At 64.3% G+C, this 26,989-nt stretch carries 23 protein-coding genes; 8 read left to right on the top strand and 15 right to left on the bottom strand.

Annotated features, from left to right (window positions below):
- Positions 1-3: 3 nt before the first annotated feature.
- Positions 4-1,500: an NAD(P)/FAD-dependent oxidoreductase gene (locus PSO31014_RS21065; protein WP_150553398.1), complete on the top strand. Its 1,497-nt coding sequence runs from the start codon at positions 4-6 to the stop codon at positions 1,498-1,500.
- A gap of 69 nt (positions 1,501-1,569) precedes the next feature.
- Here PSO31014_RS21065 and PSO31014_RS21060 read toward each other — a convergent pair whose 3' ends face one another.
- The gene (locus tag PSO31014_RS21060; protein WP_246176946.1) at positions 1,570-2,274 is read right to left on the bottom strand and encodes a class I SAM-dependent methyltransferase; all 705 of its coding nucleotides are present in this window, start codon (positions 2,272-2,274) and stop codon (positions 1,570-1,572) included.
- Positions 2,275-2,541: 267 nt separating this feature from the next.
- Here PSO31014_RS21060 and PSO31014_RS21055 point away from each other — a divergent pair, with 267 nt between their 5' ends.
- Positions 2,542-3,378, top strand: coding sequence for a helix-turn-helix transcriptional regulator (locus PSO31014_RS21055; RefSeq protein ID WP_246176942.1), 837 nt, complete (start codon positions 2,542-2,544; stop codon positions 3,376-3,378).
- Positions 3,379-3,387: 9 nt separating this feature from the next.
- Here PSO31014_RS21055 and crcB read toward each other — a convergent pair whose 3' ends face one another.
- Together crcB and PSO31014_RS21045 are read right to left on the bottom strand one after the other, a co-directional pair.
- The gene (gene crcB, locus PSO31014_RS21050) at positions 3,388-3,786 is read right to left on the bottom strand and encodes a fluoride efflux transporter CrcB (protein ID WP_150553396.1); all 399 of its coding nucleotides are present in this window, start codon (positions 3,784-3,786) and stop codon (positions 3,388-3,390) included.
- Between the two features lie 103 nt (positions 3,787-3,889).
- Positions 3,890-4,579 (bottom strand): orotate phosphoribosyltransferase, encoded by a 690-nt coding sequence (locus PSO31014_RS21045; protein WP_017234978.1) that lies wholly within the window; start codon positions 4,577-4,579, stop codon positions 3,890-3,892.
- Between the two features lie 355 nt (positions 4,580-4,934).
- On the opposite strand from PSO31014_RS21045, the gene PSO31014_RS21040 reads away from it, so the two are divergent.
- Together PSO31014_RS21040 and PSO31014_RS21035 are read left to right on the top strand one after the other, a co-directional pair.
- Positions 4,935-6,173 carry an MFS transporter gene (locus PSO31014_RS21040; protein ID WP_150553395.1) on the top strand — a complete coding sequence of 413 codons (1,239 nt, stop codon included), beginning with the start codon at positions 4,935-4,937 and terminating at the stop codon, positions 6,171-6,173.
- A 314-nt stretch (positions 6,174-6,487) separates the two neighbouring features.
- Entirely contained in the window at positions 6,488-8,767 is a 2,280-nt protein-coding gene (locus PSO31014_RS21035; RefSeq protein WP_017234981.1) for an NADP-dependent malic enzyme, read from the top strand.
- Here the strand turns inward: PSO31014_RS21035 and PSO31014_RS22485 are convergent.
- A complete protein-coding gene (locus PSO31014_RS22485) occupies positions 8,757-8,933 on the bottom strand; it encodes a hypothetical protein (RefSeq protein WP_174976612.1) in 177 nt (58 codons plus the stop codon). The two genes, PSO31014_RS21035 and PSO31014_RS22485, sit on opposite strands and share 11 nt — an antisense overlap.
- Positions 8,905-12,471: an indolepyruvate ferredoxin oxidoreductase family protein gene (locus tag PSO31014_RS21030; RefSeq protein ID WP_150553394.1), complete on the bottom strand. Its 3,567-nt coding sequence runs from the start codon at positions 12,469-12,471 to the stop codon at positions 8,905-8,907. Before PSO31014_RS21030 ends, PSO31014_RS22485 begins: the two co-directional genes overlap by 29 nt.
- Before the next feature lie 596 nt (positions 12,472-13,067).
- On the opposite strand from PSO31014_RS21030, the gene PSO31014_RS21025 reads away from it, so the two are divergent.
- Positions 13,068-13,298, top strand: coding sequence for a hypothetical protein (locus PSO31014_RS21025; protein WP_150553393.1), 231 nt, complete (start codon positions 13,068-13,070; stop codon positions 13,296-13,298).
- Between the two features lie 201 nt (positions 13,299-13,499).
- Positions 13,500-13,988 carry an Lrp/AsnC family transcriptional regulator gene (locus tag PSO31014_RS21020; RefSeq protein WP_017234984.1) on the top strand — a complete coding sequence of 163 codons (489 nt, stop codon included), beginning with the start codon at positions 13,500-13,502 and terminating at the stop codon, positions 13,986-13,988.
- A gap of 87 nt (positions 13,989-14,075) precedes the next feature.
- Here the strand turns inward: PSO31014_RS21020 and PSO31014_RS21015 are convergent, their stop codons facing one another.
- From PSO31014_RS21015 to PSO31014_RS20975, 9 genes are all read right to left on the bottom strand, one after another.
- Entirely contained in the window at positions 14,076-14,732 is a 657-nt protein-coding gene (locus tag PSO31014_RS21015) for a GNAT family N-acetyltransferase (RefSeq protein WP_150553392.1), read from the bottom strand.
- 241 nt (positions 14,733-14,973) lie between these two features.
- The gene (locus PSO31014_RS21010) at positions 14,974-15,630 is read right to left on the bottom strand and encodes a TetR/AcrR family transcriptional regulator (protein WP_150553391.1); all 657 of its coding nucleotides are present in this window, start codon (positions 15,628-15,630) and stop codon (positions 14,974-14,976) included.
- Between the two features lie 9 nt (positions 15,631-15,639).
- Positions 15,640-16,428: a DUF1835 domain-containing protein gene (locus tag PSO31014_RS21005; protein WP_150553390.1), complete on the bottom strand. Its 789-nt coding sequence runs from the start codon at positions 16,426-16,428 to the stop codon at positions 15,640-15,642.
- Positions 16,429-16,630: 202 nt separating this feature from the next.
- Positions 16,631-17,719 carry a 1,2-phenylacetyl-CoA epoxidase subunit PaaE gene (gene paaE / locus PSO31014_RS21000; protein ID WP_150553389.1) on the bottom strand — a complete coding sequence of 363 codons (1,089 nt, stop codon included), beginning with the start codon at positions 17,717-17,719 and terminating at the stop codon, positions 16,631-16,633.
- Positions 17,720-17,804: 85 nt separating this feature from the next.
- The gene (gene paaD, locus PSO31014_RS20995) at positions 17,805-18,380 is read right to left on the bottom strand and encodes a 1,2-phenylacetyl-CoA epoxidase subunit PaaD (protein ID WP_425494897.1); all 576 of its coding nucleotides are present in this window, start codon (positions 18,378-18,380) and stop codon (positions 17,805-17,807) included.
- Between the two features lie 79 nt (positions 18,381-18,459).
- On the bottom strand, positions 18,460-19,263 hold the full coding sequence (gene paaC / locus PSO31014_RS20990; RefSeq protein ID WP_150553387.1) for a 1,2-phenylacetyl-CoA epoxidase subunit PaaC: 804 nt from the start codon (positions 19,261-19,263) through the stop codon (positions 18,460-18,462).
- 49 nt (positions 19,264-19,312) lie between these two features.
- Positions 19,313-19,609, bottom strand: coding sequence for a 1,2-phenylacetyl-CoA epoxidase subunit PaaB (gene paaB / locus PSO31014_RS20985; protein WP_017234991.1), 297 nt, complete (start codon positions 19,607-19,609; stop codon positions 19,313-19,315).
- A 52-nt stretch (positions 19,610-19,661) separates the two neighbouring features.
- Positions 19,662-20,669 carry a 1,2-phenylacetyl-CoA epoxidase subunit PaaA gene (paaA, locus tag PSO31014_RS20980; protein WP_150553386.1) on the bottom strand — a complete coding sequence of 336 codons (1,008 nt, stop codon included), beginning with the start codon at positions 20,667-20,669 and terminating at the stop codon, positions 19,662-19,664.
- A 215-nt stretch (positions 20,670-20,884) separates the two neighbouring features.
- The gene (locus PSO31014_RS20975; protein ID WP_150553385.1) at positions 20,885-21,826 is read right to left on the bottom strand and encodes a LysR family transcriptional regulator; all 942 of its coding nucleotides are present in this window, start codon (positions 21,824-21,826) and stop codon (positions 20,885-20,887) included.
- A gap of 410 nt (positions 21,827-22,236) precedes the next feature.
- Here PSO31014_RS20975 and PSO31014_RS20970 point away from each other — a divergent pair, with 410 nt between their 5' ends.
- On the top strand, positions 22,237-23,337 hold the full coding sequence (locus PSO31014_RS20970) for a porin (RefSeq protein ID WP_150553384.1): 1,101 nt from the start codon (positions 22,237-22,239) through the stop codon (positions 23,335-23,337).
- A 28-nt stretch (positions 23,338-23,365) separates the two neighbouring features.
- Complete coding sequence (locus tag PSO31014_RS20965; RefSeq protein ID WP_246176938.1) at positions 23,366-24,826, top strand: amidohydrolase family protein; 1,461 nt, start codon at positions 23,366-23,368, stop codon at positions 24,824-24,826.
- A gap of 233 nt (positions 24,827-25,059) precedes the next feature.
- On the opposite strand, the gene PSO31014_RS20960 is transcribed toward PSO31014_RS20965, so the two are convergent.
- The gene (locus PSO31014_RS20960) at positions 25,060-26,652 is read right to left on the bottom strand and encodes a phospholipase D-like domain-containing protein (protein WP_246176933.1); all 1,593 of its coding nucleotides are present in this window, start codon (positions 26,650-26,652) and stop codon (positions 25,060-25,062) included.
- Positions 26,653-26,989 lie beyond the last annotated feature (337 nt).

Genomic DNA, 26,989 nt, shown 5'->3' with positions numbered 1-26,989 from the left:
ATCATGACAGTCTCATCGACGCGGACAGGTTGCACGCCCACCGAAGCCCCATCGACCGCCTGGCGTGCCATCGTCGTCGGCGCGGGTATGGCGGGCTTGCTCGCCGCGCATGCACTGGCGGGGCACTTCGATGAAGTGTGGCTCGTCGAGCGCGACGAGCTGCCCGATGCTCCAATCCCAAGGGGGGGCGTGCCGCAGGGGCACTATGTGCATCAGCTGCTGATGCGGGGGCGTCGCACGCTCGACGCGCTGTTTCCCGATTTGGGCCAGGCCTTGCTCGACTCGGGCGCGGTGCCGCTCGACTGGTATCGATCTGTGCGCTGGTTTGGTACAGCGGGTTGGATGCCGTCCGCAGGCGAGGGCTTCGTCACATGGTCGACGAGCCGCGGCCTGCTCGAGTTCGCGGTGCGCCAGCGCGTGCTCGCCAAGCGGAACGTTCGTGTTCTGACCGGCTGCGACGTCACGGGGTTGCGTTTCGATGCAACGCTCGCACGCGTTTGTGGCGTGACGATTCGGCGTCGCGCGGGCGGATCGCGCGGACAAGCCGAAGATGCCGAAGATGCCACGACGTTGCCGGCCGCCTTCGTTGTCGACGCGAGCGGTCGCAACTCGCATGCGCCGTCGTGGTTGCGAGCGATGGGGCTGGACGCCCTACGCGAGACCGTCGTGGATGCCCGTGTCGGCTACGCGAGCCGACTCTATGCGGTGCCGAAGCCGTCGGTCTGGCGCGACTGGCAAGCGCTGGTGGTTCACGGTCGTCCGCCTGAATGCCTGCGCAGCGGCACGATCTTCCCCATGGAGGACAACCGGTGGATCGTGACGTTGACGGGGGCGGGCGGCGATTATCCGCCGGGCGATGCCGAGGGCTTCCTGGCTTTTGCGAAAAGCCTGCGGGTGCCGACCCTCCACGAAGCGATTGCCCACGCGGAGCCGGTCTCGCCGATCCGTCAGTTTCGCCGGACGGAAAATCGGTTACGCCATTTCGACGAAATGCGGCGCTGGCCCGCGGGCTTCGCGGTGCTTGGCGACGCCGCGTGCAGCTTCAATCCGGTGTACGGGCAGGGCATGACGATTGCGGCATTGAGCGCGGTGGCGCTCGACGCCCATCTGCATGTCTTTCGTCGCGCCAACGATGCCCCGGGTGGACTGGCCTTGCAGCGTGCGCTCGCCCACGTGGCGCAGCGCGCGTGGATTTTCGCGACCGGCGTCGATTTACGTCAGGCGGGGGAGCGGGGCGCCACCCATTGGCGGGCGCGGCTCATGCAACATTACGTGGAGTCGCTGCTCGGTCTCGCCGTCGACGATGCCGCCCTCTACCGGCGCTTTCTGCGCGTGATGCACATGGTCGAACCGCCGTCCGCGCTGTTCGCCCCGTCGGTGACGGCGCGGGTTGCCTGGCGGATTGCCTCGCAGCGCGCGGCGCTCGCATTTGCGCCGCGACGTTCCGCATCGCGTTACCCACGTGATTTGGCGGGTGTGAGGAAAAACGGACAAAAGTGACGGATGGTATGAGGAAAGCGGGCGCGTCGCTACGCGGGATCGCGCTCGCCTTCCTCTGCCTCCCGACGTTCAGCCGACAATCAGTTCGAGCGTCAGCGTGTCGAGCGTGAACGAGCCGTCGTCCTGAATCCTGAAATGACGACGCACGTCGTCGGCCATGGCCGTTTGCAGCGCGCGAATGGCCGCCTGCATCGGCGCTGGCGTACGCATGCGCGCGGTCCACGTCTTGAAGTCGAGATCGAGCGTGCGCGGCGTGAGCGACGCCACCGACAATCCCGCCCCAGTGGCCATCGTCAGCCATTCGCTCGCGGCGTAGTTGCGCACGTGCGACGTATCGCGCAACACCTCGACCGCTTGCAGATACGTGTCGAACAGCGGCCGCCCCGTCGAGGCGACGTCGCAGATCACGACGCGTCCGCCGGGCTTGAGCACGCGACGCATCTCGCGCAGCGCGGCGCCCACGTCGGCCCAGTGATGCGCACTGTATCGGCTGAAGACGAGATCGAAGCTGGCATCGGCGAACGGCAGCGATTCGGCTGCACCCAGTTGCGTGTCGACGTTCGTCAGGCCGCGCTTGGCCGCCTCGCCTGCGACCACGCCGAGCATGTCGGCGGACAGATCATAGGCCACCACGCGCGCGACGTGAGGCGCCGCGAAGAAGCTCACGTGTCCCGCGCCGCACCCCAGATCGAGCACCTGCGCACCCGGATGCGCGCGAGCGATCGCGGCGAGTTGCTCCAGATCGGCGCCCTGCGCGTGATTGGCACTCGTCAGATAGGCCGATGCCTGCGGGCCGAACTGACCGGTGACGACGGCGTTATGGCCATGATGCGCGTGGTGGGTGTCCTGCGCTCCTGCGGGGGCGGTGGACGAACCCGGACGGGAAGGGAATGATGGGGTTTCGCTCACGGTGGGTCTCCTACGTGGGTGGGGCGGGGCGCGATGCAAGGGGCCTCGGCCCGCCCGGGCGCTTGCGCGATGTTGGTAAGTCTCACGATAATGGCTCGTCGATACCGGTACAAGTTACCTATTTATCCTGGTATGAAAACTACCCCTATCCCTAAGCCCGACTTGGCGTCTGACGCGCCGGCCCCTCACGGTGACGATGCGCGCCAGCGTCGCGCGCTCGGCGACTTCCTGCGCGCGCATCGCGAGCGGCTGACCCCGGCGGCGGCCGGACTGCCGCCTTTGGGGCGGCGTCGCACGCCGGGATTGCGGCGCGAGGAAGTGGCGCAGTTATGTGGCTTGTCGGCCACCTGGTACACCTGGATCGAGCAGGCGCGAGATGTGTCGATCTCGGCGGGCGCACTGGCGGCCGTTGCCGGTGCGCTGCGGCTCTCGCGTGCCGAACGGGCGTACCTGTTCGATCTGGCGGGCAAGCGCGATCCGGAGCGCGGTGCCGTGCCGTTGCCGCACCATGCGTCGGCACAGGTGCAGGCGGCCGTCGCTGCCGTGGCGGCTCCGGCCTACGCGTTGGACCGATGCTGGGACGTCCTCGCCTGGAACGCGGCTGCCGCCGATATCTTTCATGGCTGGCTCGACGCGCCGGGCGCGAAGAACCTGCTGCGCTACATCTTTCTCGACGCGGGCGCGCCCACATTGATTCAGGATTGGGAGCGTCGCGCGCGCCGGGTGGTCGCGGAGTTTCGTGCCGAATGCAGTGCCTACCTTGACGATACGCCCGTGCGTGCCCTCACGGACGAATTGCAGCGCGACAGCCGCAGGTTCGCCTCGCTCTGGTCGCAGCAGGATGTCGTCGAGCGCGAAGGTGGGCGGCGTGGTTTTCATCACCCGGTGCGCGGCGATATCGATTTCGCGCAGGTCACGTTCCGCCTGTCGGGGCACGACGACGTCAAGCTCGTGATGTTGCTGCCGTAGTGCGGTCGCTCAGAGGGCTGGGCGCAACCATTGTATGAGCAGCGTGATGCTGGCCATGCCAAGCAGGGTCATGATGAGCGAGCCCCCGACGTGAACCGCCACGGTGAGCGATGCCCAGCCCATCTGCCCTTCGCGCAGCAGCGTGGTGACTTCGGCGGAGAAGGTGGAGAACGTTGTGAGGCCACCGAGAAAGCCGGTAACGATCAACAGTCGCCACTCGACCGGAATCGACGGAAAGTGACTGAAGAGAGCGACGGCGACACCGATGAGATAGCCGCCGATGAGGTTGGCGACCAGCGTGCCGAGCGGGAGCGTCGGCAGGATCGCATTGAGCTGTACGCTCAGTGACCAGCGCAATAGCGCGCCTAACGCTGCCCCAATGCTGATGGCGAAGACCGACGCAAACATGGTTGACTCCTCTGCCGAGCGGATGCAGACAAAAAAACGGCCGACCTTTTCAGGCCGGCCGCTCTCGCCTCTCAAGCGAATACTGCGGGCGTTGCCACGAGACTCAGTCCTTCGGGAACGACGTGGCGCCGCCGTGCGCGCCCGACCACTCGGCCGGCGCGTGCAGGAATTTCTCGACTTCGTCGAGCGTCTTCGTGTCGAAGTGGTTCTGCTGCTTGGCAACGCGCAGCACGTCCCACCACGTGGCGAGCGAGTGCAGCTCGACATCGATGTCCTTGAGTACCTGACGGCTCTCCGGGAAGATGTCGTAGTGGAACACCACGAACACGTGATTGACCTTCGCACCGGCGTCGCGCAGCGCCTTGCAGAAGTTGATCTTGCTGCGGCCATCGGTCGTGAGGTCTTCGACGAGCAGCACGCGCGAGCCTTCCGGCAGATCGCCTTCGATCTGCGCGTTGCGGCCGAAACCCTTCGGCTTTTTGCGAACGTACTGCATCGGCAGCATCAGCTTGTCGGCGATCCAGGCCGCGAACGGAATGCCTGCGGTTTCACCGCCGGCGACCGTGTCGAACTGCTCGCAGCCGACGTCCTGAATGATGACGGCTTCGGCGAAATCCATCAGCGTACGGCGCACGCGCGGGTACGAGATCAACTTGCGGCAGTCGGTGTACACCGGGCTGGCCCAGCCCGACGTGAAGATGTACGGCTTCTCGGCGTTGAAATGCACCGCGCCCACTTCGAGCAGGATCTTGGCGGTGATGTCGGAAATCGCCTGGCGGTCGATGCCAATCATGATGCGGTTCCTAAACATTGCTGCCCGCCGTGCGGCGCGCAGCCAGGAGTCATGGGTGAGTCGGCGGGGACCGTAGCGCAGGGCGCTGCGGCAGGACGCCGTCTGAGGCGGCGGGTCGGCACATCTTGCAACGACCGACCGGCGCTTAAGCGCGAATTATGCCACAAGTTTCAGCAAATGCACGGTCAATTATGCACGGAGCGTATATTTATCGCCCGATAACTGCGCGTTGTGTGAGCGCACGGCGCATATTAGAGATCATCGCCAACAGATGAATCCAAAAAAAGAGACAGTTGCCGGCGCTTTATGACAGGCATACACTCACGCCAAAATTTCCGACCCGACGACCGCGCCCATGCCTAACGATGCCTCGCCCTCGCTTGCCGCACCGGTTGTGCCGCACGATACCGCCTACGCGAACCGCGCCCTGTGGGCGTCAGCCATCGGCTACGCCATGGACGGTTTCGATCTGCTGATCCTGGGTTTCATCCTGCCGGCCATTGCGGCCGATCTCGCGCTCACCGGCGCCCAATCGGGCGCGCTCGTCACCTGGACCCTCGTGGGCGCGGTTGTCGGCGGCATTGTTTTCGGCATGCTGTCCGATCGCTACGGGCGCGTGCGCGTGTTGTCGTGGACGATTCTGCTGTTTGCGGTGTTCACGGGCCTGTGCTCGCTCGCGCAGGGCTATTGGGATCTGCTGGCTTACCGGACGATTGCCGGTATCGGCCTGGGCGGCGAGTTCGGCATCGGCATGGCGCTCGCGGCGGAAGCTTGCCCGCCGGCGCGCCGTGCGCGGGCGTCGTCGTTTGTGGGGCTGGGGTGGCAGGCCGGGGTGCTTGCCGCCGCGTTGCTCACGCCGTTGCTGCTGCCGCACATCGGCTGGCGCGGCATGTTCGCGGTCGGGCTGCTGCCGGCGATCGTGTCGTTCATCATGCGTCGCGCGCTCGGCGAGCCCGAGATGTTCCTTGCGCAACAGCGGCAGCCGCGCGAACACGCGCCGCTCAAGCTGCTGGTCAAGGACGGCGCGACCACGCGCGCGAGCCTTGGGGTGGCGATCCTGTGCTCGGTACAGAACTTCGGCTACTACGGCCTGATGATCTGGATGCCCTCGTATCTGTCGAAGACGTTCGGTTACTCGCTCACCAAGTCGGCCATGTGGACGGCGGTGACAGTGCTGGGCATGGCATTCGGCATTTGGCTGTTCGGCCGTCTGGCCGATCGCCTGGGCCGCCGGCCCACATTCATCGGCTACCAGATCGGCGCGGTCGTGATGGTGTTCGTCTACGCGCAATTGCAGACGCCGTTCTCGCTGCTGATCGGCGGCGCGGTGATGGGCATGTTTGTGAACGGCATGATCGGCGGCTACGGCGCGCTGATTTCGGAGCTGTACCCGACCGCGGCGCGTGCCACGGCGCAGAACGTGTTGTTCAACATTGGCCGGGCCGTCGGCGGCTTCGGGCCGCTCACCGTCGGTGCGCTGGCGGCTGCCTACTCGTTCAAGCTGGCGCTCGTCTTCCTCGCCAGCATTTACGTGCTCGATATTCTCGCCACGCTTTTCCTGATTCCGGAGCGTCGCGGCGGAGCGCTCCAATAGCCCCTTTTGACCGCTACGCCGCCCGCGCAGGCGGCGTCGGGCTTTCGGCGCAAGGTGTACACTTTGCGTCCTGCGGTGCATCCGGCGCACCGCAAGCCCCCACGGTCCGACGCACGCGAGTGCGGCCTGCAGGATCGGGGGACGCGCGGCGGCCATCACGCCGCCGCGCGGTGAAGAACCCCGTCGACGACACAATCGCCGAATCCCTCCGGTTGGCTCTTCCCCCGCCGTGATCCGTCAAAAGACGGCTGAGTCCACGCGCTGCCCGCATGCGGCACGGACCCGGCCGTCGCCCTGTCCTTAGGTATCGAGATATGGATGAACAACTGAAACAAAGCGCCCTGGCGTACCACGAGAATCCGCGTCCGGGCAAAATCTCGGTGACGCCGACCAAGCCGCTGTCGAACCAGATCGATCTGTCGCTGGCCTACTCTCCCGGCGTGGCCTACGCCTGCGAGGCGATTGCCGAAGATCCGCTCGCGGCCAATCGCTATACGTCGCGCAGCAATCTCGTCGGTGTGATCACCAATGGCACGGCCGTGCTCGGCCTGGGCAACATCGGCCCGCTCGCCGCCAAACCGGTGATGGAAGGCAAGGGTTGCCTGTTCAAGAAGTTCGCCGGTATCGACGTGTTCGACATCGAACTCGCCGAGCATGACCCGGACAAGCTCGTTGAAGCGATCGCCATGCTCGAGCCGACGCTCGGCGGCATCAACCTCGAAGACATCAAGGCGCCCGAGTGCTTCTACATCGAGAAGAAGCTGCGCGAGCGCATGAAGATTCCCGTCTTCCACGACGATCAGCACGGCACCGCCATCATTGCCTCGGCCGCGATCCTCAACGGCCTGAAGGTCGTGGGCAAGGACATCGGTCGCGTCAAGCTCGTATGCTCGGGCGCGGGCGCTGCCGCCATCGCCTGTCTGGACCTGCTCGTGAACCTCGGCCTGAAGAAGGAGAACATTCTCGTTCTCGATTCGAAGGGCGTGATCCACACCGGCCGCGACAAGCTCGACGAGAGCAAGGCGCGCTACGCCGCGGCGACCGATGCCCGTACGCTGGCCGACGCAAGCAACGGCGCCGACGTCTTCCTCGGCTGCTCGACCGCCGGCGTGCTGACCGGCGACATGGTCAAGACGATGGGCACGAAGCCGCTGATTCTCGCGCTCGCCAACCCCGAGCCGGAAATCCGTCCGGAAATCGCGAAGGCCGCGCGTCCGGACTGCATCATCGCGACCGGCCGTTCGGACTACCCGAACCAGGTCAACAACGTGCTGTGCTTCCCGTTCATCTTCCGCGGTGCGCTCGACGTCGGTGCCACCACCATCACGGAAGAGATGAAGCTCGCCACCGTGCGTGCCATCGCCGAGCTGGCGCAGGAAGAAGAGCAGAGCGAAGAAGTTGCGCGCGCCTATGAAGGCCAGTCGCTCGAATTCGGGCCGGAATACATCATTCCGAAGCCGTTCGATCCGCGCCTGATCATCAAGATCGCGCCGGCCGTGGCGCAAGCGGCGATGGACTCGGGCGTGGCCACGCGCCCGATCGCCGATATGGACGCCTACCGCGAACAACTCGGCACGACCGTGTATCGCACCGGCTTCATCATGCGTCCGGTGTTCGCTGCCGCCCGCGCCCGCTTCGGTAACGACGCCGCGCGCATCGTGTTCGCCGAAGGGGAAGACGAGCGCGTGCTGCGCGCCGCCCAGTTCGTGCTGGCCGAGCGCATCGCCAAGCCGATCATCATCGGCCGTCCGGCCGTGGTGGAAATGCGCCTGCAGAAGATTGGCTCGAAGCTCAAGCCGGGCGTCGACTTCGAGATCGTGAATCCGGAAGACGACGCGCGTTATCAGCGTTGCTGGCAGGCGTATCACGACCTGGGTGCGCGTCACGGCGTGACGCCGGAAGTCGCCAAGGCCGCCATGCGCAAGGACAACACGCTGATTGGCGCGATCCTCGTGCATCTGGGCGAAGCCGACGGCATGATTTGCGGCATGATCGATACGTACCACCGCCATCTGGATGTGGTCGATCAGGTGCTGGGCCGTGCTGCCGGGGTCGAGAACTACGCGGCGATGAACTTATTGATGCTCGAGAAGCGCAACCTGTTCATCAGCGACACGTACGTCAACGAGACGCCAACCTCGGAGCAACTGGCCGAGATGACCGTGCTCGCCGCGAAAGAAATCGAGCGCTTCGGCATCGCCCCGAAGGTGGCGCTGCTCTCGAACTCGAACTTCGGTAGCGTGAAGTCGGCTTCGGCACAACGCATGGCCCGCGCCTGCGAACTACTCGCCAAGCGTGCGCCGTCGCTGGAAGTCGACGGCGAAATGCACGGCGACGCCGCGTTGTCGGAGTCGGTGCGTCGTGCCGCGTATCCGGCGTCGCGTCTGTCGGGCGAAGCGAACCTGCTCGTCATGCCGAACGTGGAAGCGGCGAACATCACGTACAACCTGCTCAAGATGACGGGCGGCGAAGGCGTGACGGTGGGCCCGTTCCTGCTCGGCTGCGCCAAGCCGGTTCACATCCTGACGCCGGCCGCGACCGTGCGCCGTATCATCAACATGACGGCGGTTGCTGCGGCCAACGTCATTCGTTGAGTGTCATGACGGAGGTGCCGCCGCGGAGGTTGCGGCGCGCATGTCCGCCGATGGTGCGCTCGCGCATAAAGAAATCCCGCCAGACGCTCACGCGCTGGCGGAATTTTTTTGGGACTGACGGATAGCGGGTCAGCAGGTCAAGCGGCAGCGCGATGCGAACCGCCATCGCGGAACTGCGTGAGCAACTTCGTCCACTTGATGCGGGTGGCGGCGAGGTTTTGCTCCTTGACGTGCCCGAAGCCGCGAATCTCCTGCGGCAGTTCCGCCAATTGCACGGCCAGCGACAGGTTGTGCTCGCCGAGGCGCGACAGCAACTCGTTGACCAGCGTTTCATACTCGCCGATCAGCGCCCGCTCCATGCGACGCTCTGCCGTCCGGCCGAAGATATCGAACGCTCCGCCACGCAGCCCCTTGAACTTGGCGAGCACGCCGAATGCCTTCATCATCCACGCGCCATAGGCCTGCTTGATGAGATGACCCTTGTCGTCGTGCTTGGACAGCGACGGCGGCGCCAGATGGAAGCGCAACGTGAAGTCGCCTTCGAACTGCTCGTTGAGCTTCTTCATGAAGGCCGGGTCGGTGTACAGGCGGGCCACTTCGTATTCGTCCTTGTAGGCCATGAGCTTGTAGAGCCCCCGCGCGACCGCCTCGGTGAGCGGCATCGGCAGGCCCTCCGGCGTGAGTCCGGCCTCGGCCGCGCGCACACGCTCCACCGTCTGCTTGAAGCGCTCGGCGTAGGCACGATCCTGATACGCCACGAGTTGGTCGTAGCGACGCTCGATCAACCGGTCGAGCGCACGCGGCGTGTGCAGCGTGATCAGCTTGCCACCGGTGGCCGCCGGCTCCGGTGCCTCGTTCTCCTGCGCAAGCTTGCGTACGCTCGCCAGATCGTACGCGGCACGACGTCCCCATTCGAACGCCTGCTTGTTCTTCTCGACCGCCACCCCGTTGAGTTCGATGGCGCGCGTGAGCGCAGCGTACGAGAGCGGCACCCAACCCTTCTGCCATGCGTAGCCCAACACGAACGGGTTCGTGTAGATGGTGTCGCCGAGCAGTCGCAGCGACAGGTGATTGGCGTCGACGAAGTCAACGTTTTCACCCGCGGCCGCGCGGATGTCGTGCTCCGTGCTTGCGCCGGGGAAGCGCCAGTTCGGATTGCGGATGAAGTCAGCCGTCGGCGTATGGGCGCTGTTCACCACGATGTTCGTCACGCCGTGCTGCACGCGGGAGAGCGTGTCGTCGCTCGCGGTCGTGATGGCGTCGCAGCCGATCACTACGCGGGCGTCGCCCATGGCGATGCGTGTGGCGTGGATGTCTTCCGGCTGCAGAGCGATCTGCACGTGGCTTGTCACCGCGCCGCCCTTCTGGGCGAGGCCGGTCACGTCGAGCGTGGTGACGCCCTTGTTCTCCAGGTGTGCGGCCATGCCGAGCAATGCGCCAATGGTCACCACGCCCGTGCCGCCTACGCCCGTGACGAGAATGCCGTACGGACGTGCGATGGCGGGCAGGGCTGGCTCCGGCAGCGGCGGCAGTTCGCTGCTGTCGACCTGCGCCGTCTTGGGCTTGCGCAACTGACCGCCCTCGACCGTCACGAAACTCGGGCAAAAGCCGTTCAGGCACGAGTAGTCCTTGTTGCACGTCGACTGATTGATCTGACGCTTCGTGCCGAATTCCGTCTCCAGCGGCTCGACCGAGAGGCAGTTCGACTTCACCGAACAGTCGCCGCAACCTTCGCAGACCGCTTCGTTGATCACCACGCGCTTTGCCGGATCGGGGAATGCACCGCGTTTGCGACGGCGGCGCTTCTCGGTGGCGCACGTCTGGTCATAGATCAGTATCGACGTGCCCTTGACCAGTCGCAGCTCACGCTGCACGCGGTCGAGTTCGTTGCGGTGGTAAACCGGCACATCGCCGACGAGTTTCACGCCGTCGTACTTCTCGGGCTCGTCCGTCACGATGACGATCTTCGTCGCGCCTTCGGCATCCACCTGCGCCACGATCTGCGGCACGGTCAGCGTGCCGTCGACAGGTTGGCCGCCGGTCATGGCGACTGCGTCGTTGTACAGGATCTTGTAGGTGATGTTGACCTTCGACGAGATCGCCGCGCGAATCGCGAGCAGGCCCGAGTGGAAGTACGTGCCGTCGCCCAGGTTGGCGAAGATGTGCTCGTCGCACGAGAAAGGCGCCTGACCGATCCAGGGCGCGCCTTCACCGCCCATCTGCGAGAACGTGTCCGTGCGCCGATCCATCCACACGGTCATGTAGTGACAGCCGATGCCGGCGATGGCGCGCGAGCCTTCGGGCACATTGGTCGACGTGTTGTGCGGACAACCCGAGCAGAACCACGGCTTGCGCTCGACGGCCACGCGCGGCTTGGCGAGGGCTTGCTCCTTCGCGTCGATCACGCGCAGGCGGGCGGCGATGCGCTCGCGCACGTCGCTCGGCAATTCGAACTTCTCCAGGCGCGTGGCAATCGCCTTGGCGATCAGCGCGGGCGAGAGTTCGTAGTGGGCGGGCAGCAGCCAGTTGGCCATCGGCACCGACCATTCGCCGCCGGCGCCGTCCTTCTCATCGAACTTGCCGTACACGCGCGGACGCACGTCATCGCGCCAGTTGTACAGTTCTTCCTTGATCGCGTATTCGAGGATCTGACGCTTTTCCTCGACCACGAGAATTTCCTGGAGCCCTTGTGCGAACGCGCGCGCACCCTGCGCTTCGAGCGGCCACACACAGCCCACCTTGTACAGACGAATGCCGATGCGCTGACACGTGGCTTCGTCCAGCCCCAGATCGGCGAGCGCCTGACAGACGTCGAGATACGCCTTGCCGCCGGTCATGATGCCGAAGCGCGCATGGGGCGAATCGATCATCACGCGGTCGAGCTTGTTGGCGCGCACGTACGCAAGGCCCGCGTACCACTTGTAGTCGAGCAAACGTGCTTCCTGCACCAGCGGCGGGTCGGGCCAGCGAATGTTCAGGCCGTCGGGCGGCATGATGAAGTCGTCCGGCAGGTGGATGTCGACGTTGTGCGGATCGATCATCACCGAGGCCGACGATTCGACCACGTCCGTCACGCATTTCATCGCGACCCACAGGCCCGAGTAACGGCTCATGGCCCAGCCGTGGAGGCCGTAATCGAGATACTCCTGCACGTTCGACGGATACAGCACGGGAATGCCGGCGGCCTTGAAAACGTGCTCTGACTGGTGCGCGAGGGTGGAGGACTTGGCCGCGTGGTCGTCGCCCGCGAGCACCAGCACGCCGCCGTGCTTCGACGAGCCGGCCGAGTTGCCGTGCTTGAGCACGTCCATCGAGCGGTCGACGCCAGGGCCCTTTCCGTACCACATGGAGAACACGCCGTCGTACTTGGCGGGGTACAGGTTGACCTGCTGCGAGCCCCACACGGCGGTCGCGGCAAGGTCTTCATTCAGACCGGGCTGAAAAACGACATGATGGCTGGCGAGGTGCTGCTTCGCTTTCCATAGCGACAGATCCAGGCCGCCCAGGGGCGAGCCGCGATAGCCTGAAATGAAGCCAGCAGTGTTGAGCCCGGCGGCGGCATCGCGCGCCTGCTGCAACATCGGAAGCCGAACCAGGGCTTGAATGCCGCTCATGTAGGCGCGACCGCGCTCGAGCGTGTATTTGTCGTCGAGCGTGACCGATTCCAGTGCGGCCAGCAAGCTCGGATTGACGGGGGCGTTCATGGGGTGTGCTCCTCACTCTCACTGATTTTGGGATCGCCAAAACTGCCTGCCCCTCCCGCTCTCGTGAAGCAGGACGGCAGCGGTGAATGCCGGCCTCTGACTACTGCTTGCCCGGGGGCTCACTTGCGTGATGCCGCCCGGCGAGCGGGGGCCTTTTTTGTATTGCGCTCACCGGTCGAACCCATGGTAGCACCGGTGTCATGGCATTGCCTGACGGGGACGGTGACGTCTCATCGGTGACCGATCCAGCGAAGTATAACGATCATTGTGACGTTTACGTAAACGTCAGGTAGCTGTCGTATACCCTCGTCGATGGGTTGGGCGTGTCGTGCCTCGTCGTGTCCACCGATGCGGCATCGCGACAACCGGCGGCTTTCGGATTTCACCCCAAAATGAGGCGATTGTGTCGCGATGATGTTGGCAACCGTACGCTTGTCAGCATCTTCTGACGCGCGGGTAACAACGTGTAACGGTTGGCGGCGAGAGGGAACGGCGCGGGCAGAATGGCTACTAATGCTTTACCCGACACGTTGGGTACGTACTCTGCGCACAGTCAGTGCGCTTTGCAATACCGCAATACGTAAGAAGGAGTCACTGTGAATCAACGAAACATCGCCAAATTCCTGTTGGTTTCCGCTTCGTTTCTGACCTTGGAAGTGAGCGTCGCTCGCGCCGACGAAATGGCGCGCGACACGACGGCCGAACCCATCCCGATCGTTAAGCCGGTTAGCCCGATCACGCAGCCGCGTTCCACGCAATCGCCGCAGCGTTACGAAGGCCCGCTCGACCAGCGCACGATCGATCCGCGAGAATTCCAGCGTCGCTGAGGCGACCCGATGTCCCACCGGCGTCGCCCACCGGCGATGCGCCCCGATACCCCAAGGCGCCACCTCACCCGGTGGCGCTTTTTTTTGTCGCGAGCGCCTTTGCTGTAATCTCCCGTAATCATCGAATCAGGGAGATGGATTCCTTGAGATTGGCATTTAGCGCAATAATATTGCGAAATATTAGCAATAACGGGGAATAATGTGCCAAAACTCGAACTGGACAAGATCGATCGCCGCATTCTCGCCTTGCTCCAAAGCAATGGCCGGCTGTCCAATCTCGAAATCGCAGAGCAGGTGAGGCTCTCGCCGAGCCCGTGCCTGCGACGCATCCGTCGTCTGGAGGAAGCGGGCGTCATTCGCGGCTATGTCGCCTTGCTGGAGCCCACGCGCATCGGCCTCGGCCTGCTGGCCTACGTCAATGTGCGGCTCGACAAGCGCCATCCTGGTGATGGGCAGGGTGGCTCGGTCATCGAACACTTCCGCGCCGTGGTCGATACCTGGACGGAGGTCGTCGGCTGCTACGCGATGGCGGGCGACATGGACTACCTGCTGCGCGTGCACGTGCGCGACATGGCGCACTTCTCGCGCTTCATGCAGGCGCAATTGCTCGTGCATCCGAGCGTGGTCGACGTCAAAACGAGTTTCGTCCTCGATCAGCTCAAGGAGACGACAGCGCTTCCGCTTCCGTAAGTCGGCGGTGCCCGCTATTCTGACGCGAACAAAAAACCCGGCCAACTGACCGGGTTTCGTTTTTTCGGGGAAGCGTGGATGCGCGGCTCAGGCGGCGCGCTGGTTCGGCAGGAGTGCGCCGAACAGGCGACGGGCGGTGCGAAGCTGACGCTTGACCGCGTAATCGAAGGCGGCGACCTGTTCCTGCATCATTTCCGAGAGCATCGACTGCGTGTCGGCGGGGGGCAGGCTCAGATAGCCGTCGGCTTCGCCGTAAGCGTAGTTGATTTCCATACCGGCCTTCTTTGCGATACGCATCATGCGGGCATTGCGCGAGAGGCAGTGCATGTAAAGCGTGTCGACGCGCTGGTTGCGGCAGTGGATCGTGGCACGTTCGAACAGACGTGAGCCGATACCGCGTCCACGGGCCGATTCGAGCACTGAGACGCCGAATTCGGCGACACGGCCGTTCTTGCCTTCCGGCAGACGCGCAACGTGAGCGACCGCCACGAGGGCGAGATTGTCGTCGTACACGCCAAAAACGCTGTCGCGCGAGAAGTCGAGGCTGGCGACGTAGCGGGTGATCACGTCGTCGGTGACGATCTGGCCGAAACGCAGCAGACGGTCTTCTTCGCCGAGCGCCAGGAAGTGGCGCTGGAGTCGATGGATATCGCCGGAAGTCAGCTCACGAATCAGCACGCTCGACCGCTCGTTGGCGGCAACCGTCGCGCGTGCGACGTCGGGCGTGGGGTTCGGGGCAGTCATGGCGCAATCCTTGGGTATTCTTTAGTGCGTGCACTGGATTGTGCGACGCAAAAGAATTATACCTGATTGGCTAGGTGAAAACCCTAGTTAATGACGGGGGCGTGTGGAGGGAAACGTCTAAGTTGCTGAAGAGTCGCGTCATTTCTCGATGTAGCCCCCAATGTCGTTCGGCGGCGAGTTGCTGCGAGGCAACAAAAAAGGGCGATTTGTCGCCCTTTGTTTGTAAGTGAGTGACTGCTTGCTAAGTGCGCGGCGGCGCCACCGCCGCGGGGATGGCGGCTTCGATCCCGCCCGGCAGCGGGGTAACGAGCCCGTGTTCGAGCACGGCGATCACCTCGTTGGCGAAATCGCGATACCGCATGCGACCGCCGGGCTTGAGCCACGTGAAGGTCCAATTGATCATGCCGAACAGCATCATCGTGAGCGCGGTCTGATTGTGCTTGGTCACCCGGTCAGGGAACGCTCGGGAGAGTTGACGAGCAAACGCCGCGACCACGTCACGCTGACGATTGAGCACGATCTCGCGTTGCTCGTCGTTGAGAAACTTCACGTCGTTGAGCAGTGCAATATGACGCGTTTGCGACGTCTCGTACTCATCCAGAAAGGCGCGGATCAGCTCGTGGAACGTATCGCGCTCGGACAGCCCGCGGCGTTGACCGAGCGCCTCGACCTCCGTGACGATCAGCATCAGGCGCTTGGTGTAGCGCTCGAGCAGATCGAACAGGATGGCGTCCTTGCTCGCGTAATAGTGATACAGCCGGGCCTTCGACGTGCCGCACGCGGCGGCCAACTCTGACATCGACGCGCTCGGATAGCTCGCGTGAGCGAATGCTTCGGCGGCGACATCGAGAATCTGTTCGCGCTGCGATTCGTGATCGGGCGCTTTGGTACGTGCCATAAACGGGGGTTACTCCAGTCGTAGATCGCACGCGGCGGGCGCCGTGGTGTCGCCGCGCAACGCGAGCCGGCCTGCCGCGCCGAGTTCGCGGCAGCGCCACAGCAGAAAACTGTCGGTTGCAAAAAAACCTTCGATGCGCGGCATCGCCTCGCCGAGAAAGGCCGCCATCGGCGTCCAGGTGACGGGTGCCAGGCCGAGAATCTGGTCATCGATTTCGCCGAACGTCGCGCCTTCGAATGTGTTGTTCACCCAGCGGCGGACCTGCGTGTTCACCTGCTTGAGCGCGCGCCATTCCAACGACAGACGGCCGATGCGCAACAGCGAAATCGGGGCGATGCGTGCAAATCGCTCGGCCAGCACCTCCGGCGCGTACATGCCGACGCTTGTCCGTCGCGTGGCGTCCTGCGGGGTGCCGGGGGGCGCCAGATCGCTGCCACGCAACACGATCTCGTTCAGGCGTGCGGGCGTATTGCGCAACATGAAGGCCACGCGTCGCAGCGTGAGCTGGTCCGACGCACTGTCACCGTGCCAGCAGACCACCTCACTGTCGCCCTCGACCAAGCGTTGCAGCGACGCCAGTTCCTCGCGCAATTCTCCCGCGTAGTCGCGCCCGCCAGACGGCAGCACGCGTTGCCAGAATGCCGCCCGCTGACGCTCGTTCTCGTCGATCTCGCGCAGCGGACCAATGGCCAGATCGTCACGCAGAACAAGCACGGGATCGGCGCGAAGCGCTTGCGCCATCGCCGCGCGCAACTGCTGCGCGGCGATATCGCCACAGACGACATGGATGGTATTCATGCCCGCTAGTTTACGGTATTCCCGCAACCTCGGGTTGACGCTCCCGTAATGCCCGAAATAATCGGGACATTGACAGGATTTCACGCCTGTTCCCGCCGTGTTGACGTAATGTTCGCACGACTTGGTAAGCCGGCGTTCGACTCGCCGGTACCGTTGGCACGGCCCCGGCGAGTCGGATGCTCAACGCAGATTCGACACAGATTCAACGCTCGTCGTAGCTCACCACGACGCGTTCCGTGAGGGGCCGTGCCTGACACGTCAGCACGAAGCCTTGCTCGACTTCGTAGTCTTCCAGCGTGTAGTTCTTGTCCATCGCCACCTTGCCCTCGAGCACCTTGGCGCGGCACGTGCAGCACACGCCGCCCTTGCAGGCATACGGCAGCGACAGACCGGCGGCAAGACCCGTATCCAGGATGCTCTGGCCCTCATACGGCTGACGCAGACGACGCTCCTTGCCGTCCATGACGACGACCAGCTCCGCCATCGGCGTATCGTCGGTGATGACGATGGGCTTCGCCGCGACCTGCGGCGTCGGCACGCCGAACCGTTCGACGTGAATCTTCTCTTTGGCCACGCCGGCGGCATGGAGCGCGGCTTCGGCGGCGTCCATCATCGGGCCAGGGCCACAGATGAACGCTTCGTCGATACTCGATGCCGGAATGAGCGTCTCAAGGAAAGCCGTGCACTTGTCCTGGTTGAGCAGGCCGTTGAACAGTTCCACCTCCTGGGCTTCGTCCGAGAGTACGTGATACAGACGCAAGCGGCCCAGATAGGTGTTCTTCAGGTCTTCGAGCGCTTCGGCGAACATGATGGCGGGCACCGCGCGGTTACCGTAGACCAGGGTGAACTGGCTGTGCGGCTCGGCGGCCAGCGTCGTCTTGATCAACGCGAGCATCGGCGTGATGCCCGAGCCGCCGGCGAAGCCGACATAGTGCTTCGCGTGATCGGCCGACAGACGCGTGAAGAAGCGGCCGTCCGGCGTCATCACGTCGATCTGTTGCCCCGGCTTCAACTGATCGTTCGCGAAGTTCGAGAACTTGCCGCCCGGCACGCGCTTGATGCCCACGCGCAGTTCGCCCGTGGCGTCGTAGTCGGGCACCCCGACGCAGATCGAGTAGGAGCGACGCGCTTCCTCGCCGTCGATCTCGGTCTTGAGCGTGAGGAACTGCCCTTGCGTGAAGCGATAGGCGTCGCGCAACGCGTCCGGCACCGTGAAGGCGATGGAGATGGCGTCGGCGGTCTCGGGCCGGATTTCGCGAATGGTCAGCGAATGGAATTGCGGGGTCGTCATCGTGGGCTTCCTTGATGCTCGGGTGCGGTTGCCGCCGGGCAAAGTGTCGGCATCGCTACGCGCGAAGCGGGATCAATCGGGTCAATCAATAGGGCTTGAAATAGTCGAACGGCTCGCGGCACGTACGGCATCGGTAATGCGCTTTGCAAGCGGTCGAACCGAATGCGGATACCACTTCGGTGTCGGACGAGCCGCAATGCGGGCACGTTACGCCGTCCTTCGGTCGGCCATAGAACGTGATCTTTCGGGGCGCGTCGGCGGCCACGGCGTGCGCGCCCGTGGGCGGCGCAATGCCATAGCCGCGCAGCTTTTCGCGCGCCTCGGGGCTGATCCAGTCGGTCGTCCAGGCGGGGGCGAGCACCGTCGTGACGTGCCACGGACCGAGACCCGCACGCGTCATGGCGGCGTCGATGTCCTCGGCGATCTGTTGCATCGCCGGGCAACCCGAGTACGTCGGCGTAATCACGATCTCGAACGCTGCGCTGCCGCTGGCGTTCGTGACGACGCGCACGTCGCGCAGGATGCCGAGTTCACGAATCGACACGACCGGAATCTCCGGGTCGGGCACCGCTTCGAGCGTCTGCCATGCGAGCGGCAGCGACGCCTCCGAGGCCGGCGTGAGCACGTCGGGCGCAACGGGGGGAGTGAGCGGCAGATTCATGGTCGTATCGGCGAAGTGAGCGACGAAGGGAGCGGCGAGCGAATTCATCGTAGGCATGACGTGCGCGGCGAGCGGTGGCTTACCAGGTCGCGCCGGGATGCTGGCGAGCCAGCCCCTGCATCTCGCCGAGCAGATAGCTCATGTGCTCGGAGTGATGGCCGAACTTGCCCGTGCTCTCGAACGCGCCGCCGACCGGTGCGTCGAGCGTTGCTTCTTGCAGCGCGTCGCTCACCGTGGCTTGCCACGCGTCCTTCAGGCTGACCATCGCGACGCCGGTGCCGGCGGCGGCCACGGTGTCTTCCAGCGCGTCCGGCTTGAAGATCTCGCTCATGTACGGCATCAGGTAGTCGAGCGCGGCCTGCGCACGGCGGTGCGATTCCTCGGTGCCGTCGCCGAAGCGTACCAGCCAGTCGCGCGCGTGGTGCAGGTGGTAATGCGCTTCCTTGACCGACTTGGCGGCGATGGCGGCGAGATCGTCATCCGTCGACGCTGTGAGGGCTTGCCAGACGTCGACCATCAGCGCCGAGTAGAGGAAGTTGCGCACGATGGTCACCGCATAGTCGCGCTCTGCGGCCGTCGTGCCGGCGGTCGGCCCGTAGTGGGGCAATTCGACGAGCGTCCAGTTGCGGAACGCGAATTCGTCGCGCCAGAAGGCGTAGTCGTCTTCCTGTTTCGCGATGCCGGTGAGCGCGGTGTCGATCTTGGCGGCATGCTGATACAGCATGCGTGCCTGACCGATGAGATCGAGGCTCAGGTTGGTGAGCGCGATGTCTTCTTCCAGCACGGGGCCGTGACCGCACCATTCCGCATTGCGCTGACCGAGGATCAGCGCGTTGTCGGCGAGGCGCAGCAGATAGGACAATTGTTCCTGCGTCGGTTTCATGTTCTGGGGTCTCGCATGGGGCGCGCCGATCAACGCGGCGCGCTGCCGCTTACATGTGGTTCACTTCTTCCGGCAACTGGTAGAAGGTCGGATGGCGGTAGATCTTGTCGGCGGCCGGATCGAACAGCTCGGCCTTGTCTTCGGGGGCCGACGCCGTGATGGCGGCGGACGGCACGACCCAAAGGCTCACCCCTTCCTGGCGGCGCGTGTAGACGTCGCGCGCCATGTGCAACGCCATTTCGGCGTCGGCGGCGTGCAGGCTGCCGCAGTGCTTGTGTTCGAGGCCCATCTTGCTGCGCACGAACACTTCCCAGAGGGGCCATTCCTTGCTGCTTGCTTGCGTCATGATCGTTCCTGATGTCTTGTAAGGGGGCTGCCGGTGACTGGGCACGTGCCGCTCAGGCGGCTTGCTTCTCGGCGCGCTGGCGTTGCTTGACGGCGTGCGCCAGGGCGGCGTCGCGCACCCAGGCGCCTTTTTCGTGGGCGGCCACGCGCGTGCCGACACGTTCCTTGTTGCACGGGCCGTCGCCGCCGACCACGCGCCAGAATTCGCTCCAGTCGATCTCGCCGTAGTCGTGTGCCTTGCGGGCCTCGTTCCACTTCAGATCCGGATCGGGAAAGCTCACGCCGAGCACCTTGGCCTGTTCGACGGCGGCGTCGACGAATTTCTGACGCAGATCGTCGTTCGAAATGCGCTTGATGCCCCACTGCATGGTTTGCGTGCTGTGGATCGAGTCCTTGTCGCTCGGGCCGAACATCATCAGCACCGGCCACCACCAGCGGTTCACGGCTTCCTGAACCATGTCGCGTTGGGCTTGCGTGCCGCTCATCATCGAGAGCAGGGCGTCGAAGCCCTGACGCTGGTGGAACGACTCTTCCTTGCACACGCGGATCATGGCGCGCGCGTACGGGCCGTACGAGCAGCGGCACAGCGGCACCTGGTTCATGATGGCGGCGCCGTCGACGAGCCAGCCGATCACGCCGACATCGGCCCAGGTGAGCGTCGGGTAATTGAAGATGCTGGAGTACTTGGCCTTGCCCGAGTGCAACGCGTCGATCATCTGGTCGCGCGACGTGCCGAGCGTTTCGGCGGCGGAATACAGATAGAGACCGTGGCCGGCTTCGTCTTGCACCTTGGCAAGCAGGATGGCCTTGCGCTTGAGGCTGGGGGCGCGCGAGATCCAGTTGCCCTCCGGCAGCATGCCGACGACTTCCGAGTGCGCGTGTTGCGAGATCTGGCGCACGAGCGTCTTGCGGTACTCGGCGGGCATGTAGTCCTGCGGCTCGATCTTCTGATCGGCGGCGACGCGGGCGTCGAAGCGGGCTTGTTGCGCCTGCTCCGCCTCGCTCAGGGCGCGCACACCCTTGGGGCTGTTGCCGGCCAGATCGATGGCTTGCGTATACATAGAGGAAGGTCTCCGCGGCGTGTGGGGATATGAAACGCATTATAAACCGACCGGCCGGTCGGTCAATAAATGTTTTCCATGAGATGACGGAGATTGTTTGTTGCAGCGTATGGAGCGCCAGCGAAGGCGGGGTTCGCCGCGCGCCGAAGGGGGGGGCGGGCGCGCGTGAGCGACTGGGGGGCGTGCGGTGACGCCGGAAAGCGAGAAGCGATGTCTCAGCGTGGGGATGCCGAGGCGCACCGCTTCAACGCCTCGACAAACGCAGCGGCGAGCGGCGACAGGGGATCGCCGCGGCGCCATGCCACGCCCATCGGCGCGGGCAGCGGTGGAGGGCGCAACGGCAGAATCGTGACATCGCCCTTGTCGCGCAGGGCATGGGCCAGGCGGCTCGGCAGCACGGTAATCGCGTTGCAGGTTTGCAGCATCCCGAGCGCGAGGGAGACGGAAAACGCCTCGACGATCATGCCGGGCCCCGGTACGCCGTCCGCGAGAAATTGCGATTGCAGTGCGTGGCTGATCGGGGACTCCTTGGGCGGGAGCAGCCAGGGATAGCCGGCAACGTCGCGCCAACCAGGTGCCGGCACTTGGGCAAGCGGATGCTCGCGACGGCAGATGACGAGCAGATCCTCGTGGGACAGCGGTTCCAGTTCGACCGCGCTGCGAAAATACTCCGGCACCAGACGCCCCACGACCAGATCGAAGCTGCCATCGTGGAGCCCCGCGGCCAGCCCGAAGGAACCACTCTCGCGCACGGTGATGACGCAAGGAGGATGGGACTCGGCCAGCAATGCGATCGCCTGCGGCAGGAGTTGAGGCATGGCGATGAACAGGGCGCCGACGACCAGGCTCTCGCGGTGCTCGTTCATCAGGTCTCGGAGTTCGTCCTCGGCCGAGCGGAGATTGCCAAGAATCATGCGGGCGTGGCGGGCCAGCGTCCGACCGAACGTCGTCGGCACCATGCCGGATGCGGTGCGCTCGTAGAGCTTCACCCCCAGTAGGTCTTCCAGCGCAGCCAGTGTCTTGGAGAGCGCCGCGCGCGTGAGATTCAGGCGATCGGCGGCCTTCGTCAAGCTGTGCGTTTCATCGAGCACCGCCACGGCCTGGAGGTACTTGAGCTTGAGGCGCGACGGTGGCGCCTGACCGGTTCTGACATTCATTTTCGATCTCCATCAACGCGTTACCGGTAACGAGGCGACGGGCCCGTTCTGTACGTAGCGCACCCATGAGTCTCGCGCTATCGGCCCGCCATCGGCGCCCCCGACTGCGTCAGCCGTGCGTCAACCAATGGTTGATGGCTGATTCCAACAATTCACCTTCCCGGCAATGACCTGAACCTACACTGGCCTGCCAGACACCCGATGCGGTGTCGGGCGCAGGCGGTCGAGGCCATGCCCTTTCGTCTAATAAGTTTAAGTTTCAATTATATAAGCATAAAAAATAGTCGCATTCACGCGTCCCGAACACAACTCGGGGAGACGGCGGATGCGAAGCGGGCTGGCCCTATCGGGCAAGGGCCTGCGCAGAACCTGTCCTTGCCACGCATCCAGTTCAAATCAAGGGAGACAACGTGAATCATCACGGCATTTGGGTACGTTCATTCATCGCCGCAGGCCTGCTGGGCGGCGCGCTCGCCAACCCTGCGCAGGCGCAGAGCCATATCGAGATCAGCGGACTGCTGGGCGCTGGCGTGGGCTACGCGAGCAACGTTGGCGGCGGCGCTGCCGTCACGGCGAACCCTGGCGTTCTGCGGCCGAACGCCCTGATCTTTCGCGGGGATGAAGACCTCGGCGGCGGCAACCGTGCCGTGTTTTACCTCGGCTCGCTGTTCAGCATTGTCAATGGCAACGTGTTCGGCGGTCCGGGCAGCCTGTTTTCCCGCGAATCGTATGTCGGACTGGCGAATCGATACGGCACTGTAACCGTCGGGAATCAACGCGACTTCATGTTCGACAGCCTGACGTTGAACCGCTACCCGGGGAGCTTCTTCGAGGGATCCTACGCCGCCCATCAGGGGCCGTTCGCGAAGTTCGGCGTGTCGTATTCCGCGCAAGGGTCGTTCGACTTCGATCGCGTGAATGGCGAGGCGATCGCCAACACCGTCAAATTCAAAAGCGCCGATTTCTCGGGCCTGACGTTCGGCGCGATGTACGGCTTCGGCGGCGTGCCCGGAAGTTTCGGCAGATCCTCCGCGACCAGTTTCGGCGTCAATTACGACTACGCGAATGCCGGCATCGGTGCGGCGTACACGATGGTCAAGTCGCCGCAAACCAACAACGGTAACGATGGCATCCGCAACATCGGCCTTGGGGTTCGCTATGGGTTCGGCAAGGTGTTGATCTCGGCGCTTGCCACGCTCTCCCGAAACACGGCAACCGGGGCGCAGATCAACGCCTTCGACGTGAGCGTTGGTTACGACTTCACCGCCGCGTGGTACGCGAGTGCGACATATACGCACATGCGCGGCAACGCCCAGCTGAACGACAACCGCGCCAATCAACTCACGTCCCTTGTCGGCTACCGGCTGTCGAAGCGTACGACGGTGTACGTCGACGCCGCGCTGCAAATCGCGTCAGGCAACGGTGCGATGGCGCAGGTGAACGCGTCGGCCGGCCCCGCGAGCGGCGCTCACCAGTTCGTCAGCACCGTCAGCATCCAGCACACCTTTTGACGCGTCGTCGCCCCCAAGGAGGTCTGATATGAACAACGAAATGCAGCGAAACCGGCGCAATCTTCTCAAAGCCTGCGGCGCCGTGGCCGGCAGCATGATGGTTCCCGCGCTGCTGGCGCCGGTGTCGGCAGCGTCGCACGCGGCGGAACGGCCTTCGCAGCCAGCCCAGCCAGAGCGAGACGAGTTCATCTTGCGCGGCGGGTACGTGCTGACGATGGACGCGGCACTCGGCGAATTCCCCGTGGGCGACGTGCACGTGAAGGGCGGTGCCATCGTCGCCGTGGCCGCGCGTATCGATCTGCCGAACGTGCGGATCATCGACGCAAGCCGTACGATCGTCATGCCGGGGTTCGTGGACACGCATCAGCACATGTGGACGAGCCTGTTGCGCGGCTCCCTGCGCGGCGACGATCCGACCTTCGGCTATTTCCCGAGCAAGGCGCGTGCCGGTGCCGTCATGACGCCGGAGGACATCTATCACTCGGTGCGCTTCGGGTTGGCGCAGAACCTGATGTCCGGCATCACCACCGTGCACGACTTTTGTCACAACGTGCGCTCGCCAGCGCATGCGGGGGCGGATCTACAGGCGCTGGAGGATCTTGGCGTTCGCGCCCGATTCTCGTATGGCCGCTTCGGCGAGCCATCTTCGCGACCCATGGATTGGCAGGATGTCGAGCGAGTCCGACAATCGATACTGCCGAAGCGTCCGCGGCTGACATTGGGCGTTGTCGTCGCGCCTGTGACGGAAAAGGACGGTTCGATGCGCGCAAGCGTATTCGATGATCTCAGCACGTCGATGGCGCGTGCCCAGGCCATGCAGCTTCCTTACACGTTGCACTACGGGAATCTGACGCACGGCATTATCGACGTGATGGCCAGGCATCAATGGCTGAACTCGGACCTGCTGCTGGTGCATCCGCAAGGGTTCACGGCGGCGGAGCGCCAGACGCTCGCGGCATCGAACGTGCGCATCAGTATCGCGCCCGCCATCGAGCTGCAGTACTCCACGGTGAGAAGCGGATATACCCAATTTGCGGAAATGGAAGCGCTTCACGCGCAAATGGGGCTTTCGACCGATTCTTCGGCGGCATCGGCCAATGCCAACTTCTTCAACGAAATGCGCGCCCTGTTGTGGGCACACAAGTCGAGAAGCGACACGAACGTCAAACTCACGCCGCGCCGGTTGGTGGAACTCGCGACCATCGACGGTGCGCGCACGCTCAATTTAGCCGATCGCACTGGGTCACTGTCCCCGGGAAAGCGCGCCGACATCATGCTTGTTCGCACGGATGACCTGGATATTGCCCCCGTATTCGACCCGTTCAATTCACTGGTGTATTCGGGTCAGCCGGAGAACGTCGATACGGTGATCGTGGACGGCCGCATTTTGCGGCAAGGGGGCCGATTCCTTACGTTCGATGTTGGCGAGGTCGTTCGTGACGCCACCCGTTCGGCCGTGCGTTTGCGACGCGAGGCGGGATTGGCGTAGCGCGCATGGCAGGCGGCTTGCGCATGCCGGTTTTCCGTCCAGGCGGACGACGGGCGTGCGCCGAGCAGCCCGCAGGTCTTGGGCGAGGGGGGAGGGCGAGGGCGAAAGTGTGGATAAAGGTGAAGGTGCCGGCGGGGCTGCGGCCGACGGACGGGTTTCACCTCGCGTCAGTGTCAGATCGGTGCGCGGAGTGGCGTCGCCACGGCTCAGGTATTCGCGGGTGCCGCCCGATTTCAGAGCAGGTCGTCGCTCGGCAGCAACGTAACGGCGCCCGCCACCGCATTGCGCCAAAAGGACGCATAGGGCTCGACGTCGAAGGTGCGCGGTTGGCCGTTCTCCTCGCCTACCCAGCGTAATGCTGGCAGAGAAGGCGGGGTGATTGGTGGCGGCATTGCGGGGTTGGCAGGCGCCAACTCGACGCGGAAACTTGCGTGCGGCGATGTCGCGCGGTCGAAAATCCGCGCCATCCGTTCCGCAAATTCAGGGCTGTGGATCACGATGGCCAATTCCGTATTCAGGCGCACCGAGCGCGGGTCGAGATTGAACGAACCGAGGATGACGTCGCGCCGGTCGATGACATAGACCTTCCCGTGCAAGCTCGCACGCGACGTGCTGCCAAGCGCGATGCGCCGCAGCGAGCGAGTCCCGTTGTTCGTACGGATCGGCTTGAACTCATACAGCGCGACGCCGGCTTGCAGCAGCGCCGGGCGATAACGCGCGTAGCCGGCGTGAACCGGTGCGACGTCGGTGGCCGCGAGGGAGTTCGTCAATACCCGCACAGTGACGCCCCGCTGCGTGAGCGCCGACAGGAACCGGACCCCGCCGTCCAGCGGCACGAAATAAGGAGAAATGATCAAGACCTCTCGCCGGGCATTCGCGGCCAAGTCGCGCAGCGTGTCGCCGGGCGCACTCTCGGTCTCGTCGGCGGGGGTGTCAAGTTTGTCGGGACCGTCGGCCGCAAGCTCGGCGGTGGCCCAGAAGAGCGGGAGCTTGCCGCTGCGCAGGCGCTCGGCGAGCGCGGGCGGGTGTAACGCCAGATGTCCGGTGGGCACGCCGTCGGCGTCGCGCCAATGACGTGCCAACGCATCGAGCGTGGCGTCGAGCGTCGCGTCGTCGATCTTCGACTGGACCTGCTTGAGTGGATAGGACTGTGGGCTCGTCCAGAAGTGGTCGAAGCTGCGGGAGACGGCGTCGACGACGGGGCCAGCACAGAGCAGATCGAAGTCGCGGAAGGACAATTCCGGATTGACGTCGAAATACTCGTCCCCCAGATTACGGCCGCCCACGATGGCCAACTGATTGTCGGCGACCAGCGCCTTGTTGTGCATGCGGCGGTTGAGTTGGTCGAATCGCGTGAGCAGGTTGCCCGCGCGTTCGATGAGCGTGGTGTCACGCGTGCCGAACGGATTGAAGACGCGGATTTCGATGTTGGGATGTTGATCCAGCGCCGCGAACGCCGGATCGGTATGGCGACGGTTGATGTCGTCGACCAGCATACGGACACGTACGCCCCGGTTGGCGGCGTCGAGCAGTGACTGAAGCAGGAGGCGGCCAGTGATGTCTTCGCCGGCGCTGTAATACTGAACGTCCAGACTATGCTGAGCGGCCTGAACCAGCGCGATGCGGGTGGTGAATGCGTCGGAGCCCGTCGCCAGGAGTTGGAAGCCGGACTGGCTCGGATGTGCGCGGACAGCCGGGGCCAGGGTGCTGGCGAGCGCACCGGGCGTGGCGGCCGAGCTGTGGCTCGTCCACTGCGACGGCTCGGGAGGGGGGCGCACCGAACCGCAGGCGGCGACGATGAGCACGAGCGGGAGAAGCGTGATCACGCGCCGCAGGACTTCGAGAGCGCGCGACGGGAGGATGCGCGAATGGACCATCTCGAACGCTTTATATATAGAGAGGAATGGAAGAGACTGCGATCGCTGCGCGGCCTTTCCTTATGGGCAAGCTTCCGGCAAGCATAGGCGATTTCGTTGGTTGCGTCGCAGTGGGATGCCGGACCAGCGTGGATACTGTCTCCTCCATGCGACCTGCGCCGTGGATCTCGGTCCGCTGTCATCACGGGTTTTTTTGCCCGGCCCGACCTTTTTCAAATTATTTTCACAAAGGGCTTGCCAGCGTTCGGGGTTTTCACTAATATTCCGTCTCTCGCAACGACGGCGA

This window comes from Pandoraea soli, assembly GCF_902459595.1.
Taxonomy (GTDB): Bacteria; Pseudomonadota; Gammaproteobacteria; order Burkholderiales; family Burkholderiaceae; genus Pandoraea; species Pandoraea cepalis.
This window is presented reverse-complemented; position numbering and strand designations above follow the sequence as displayed.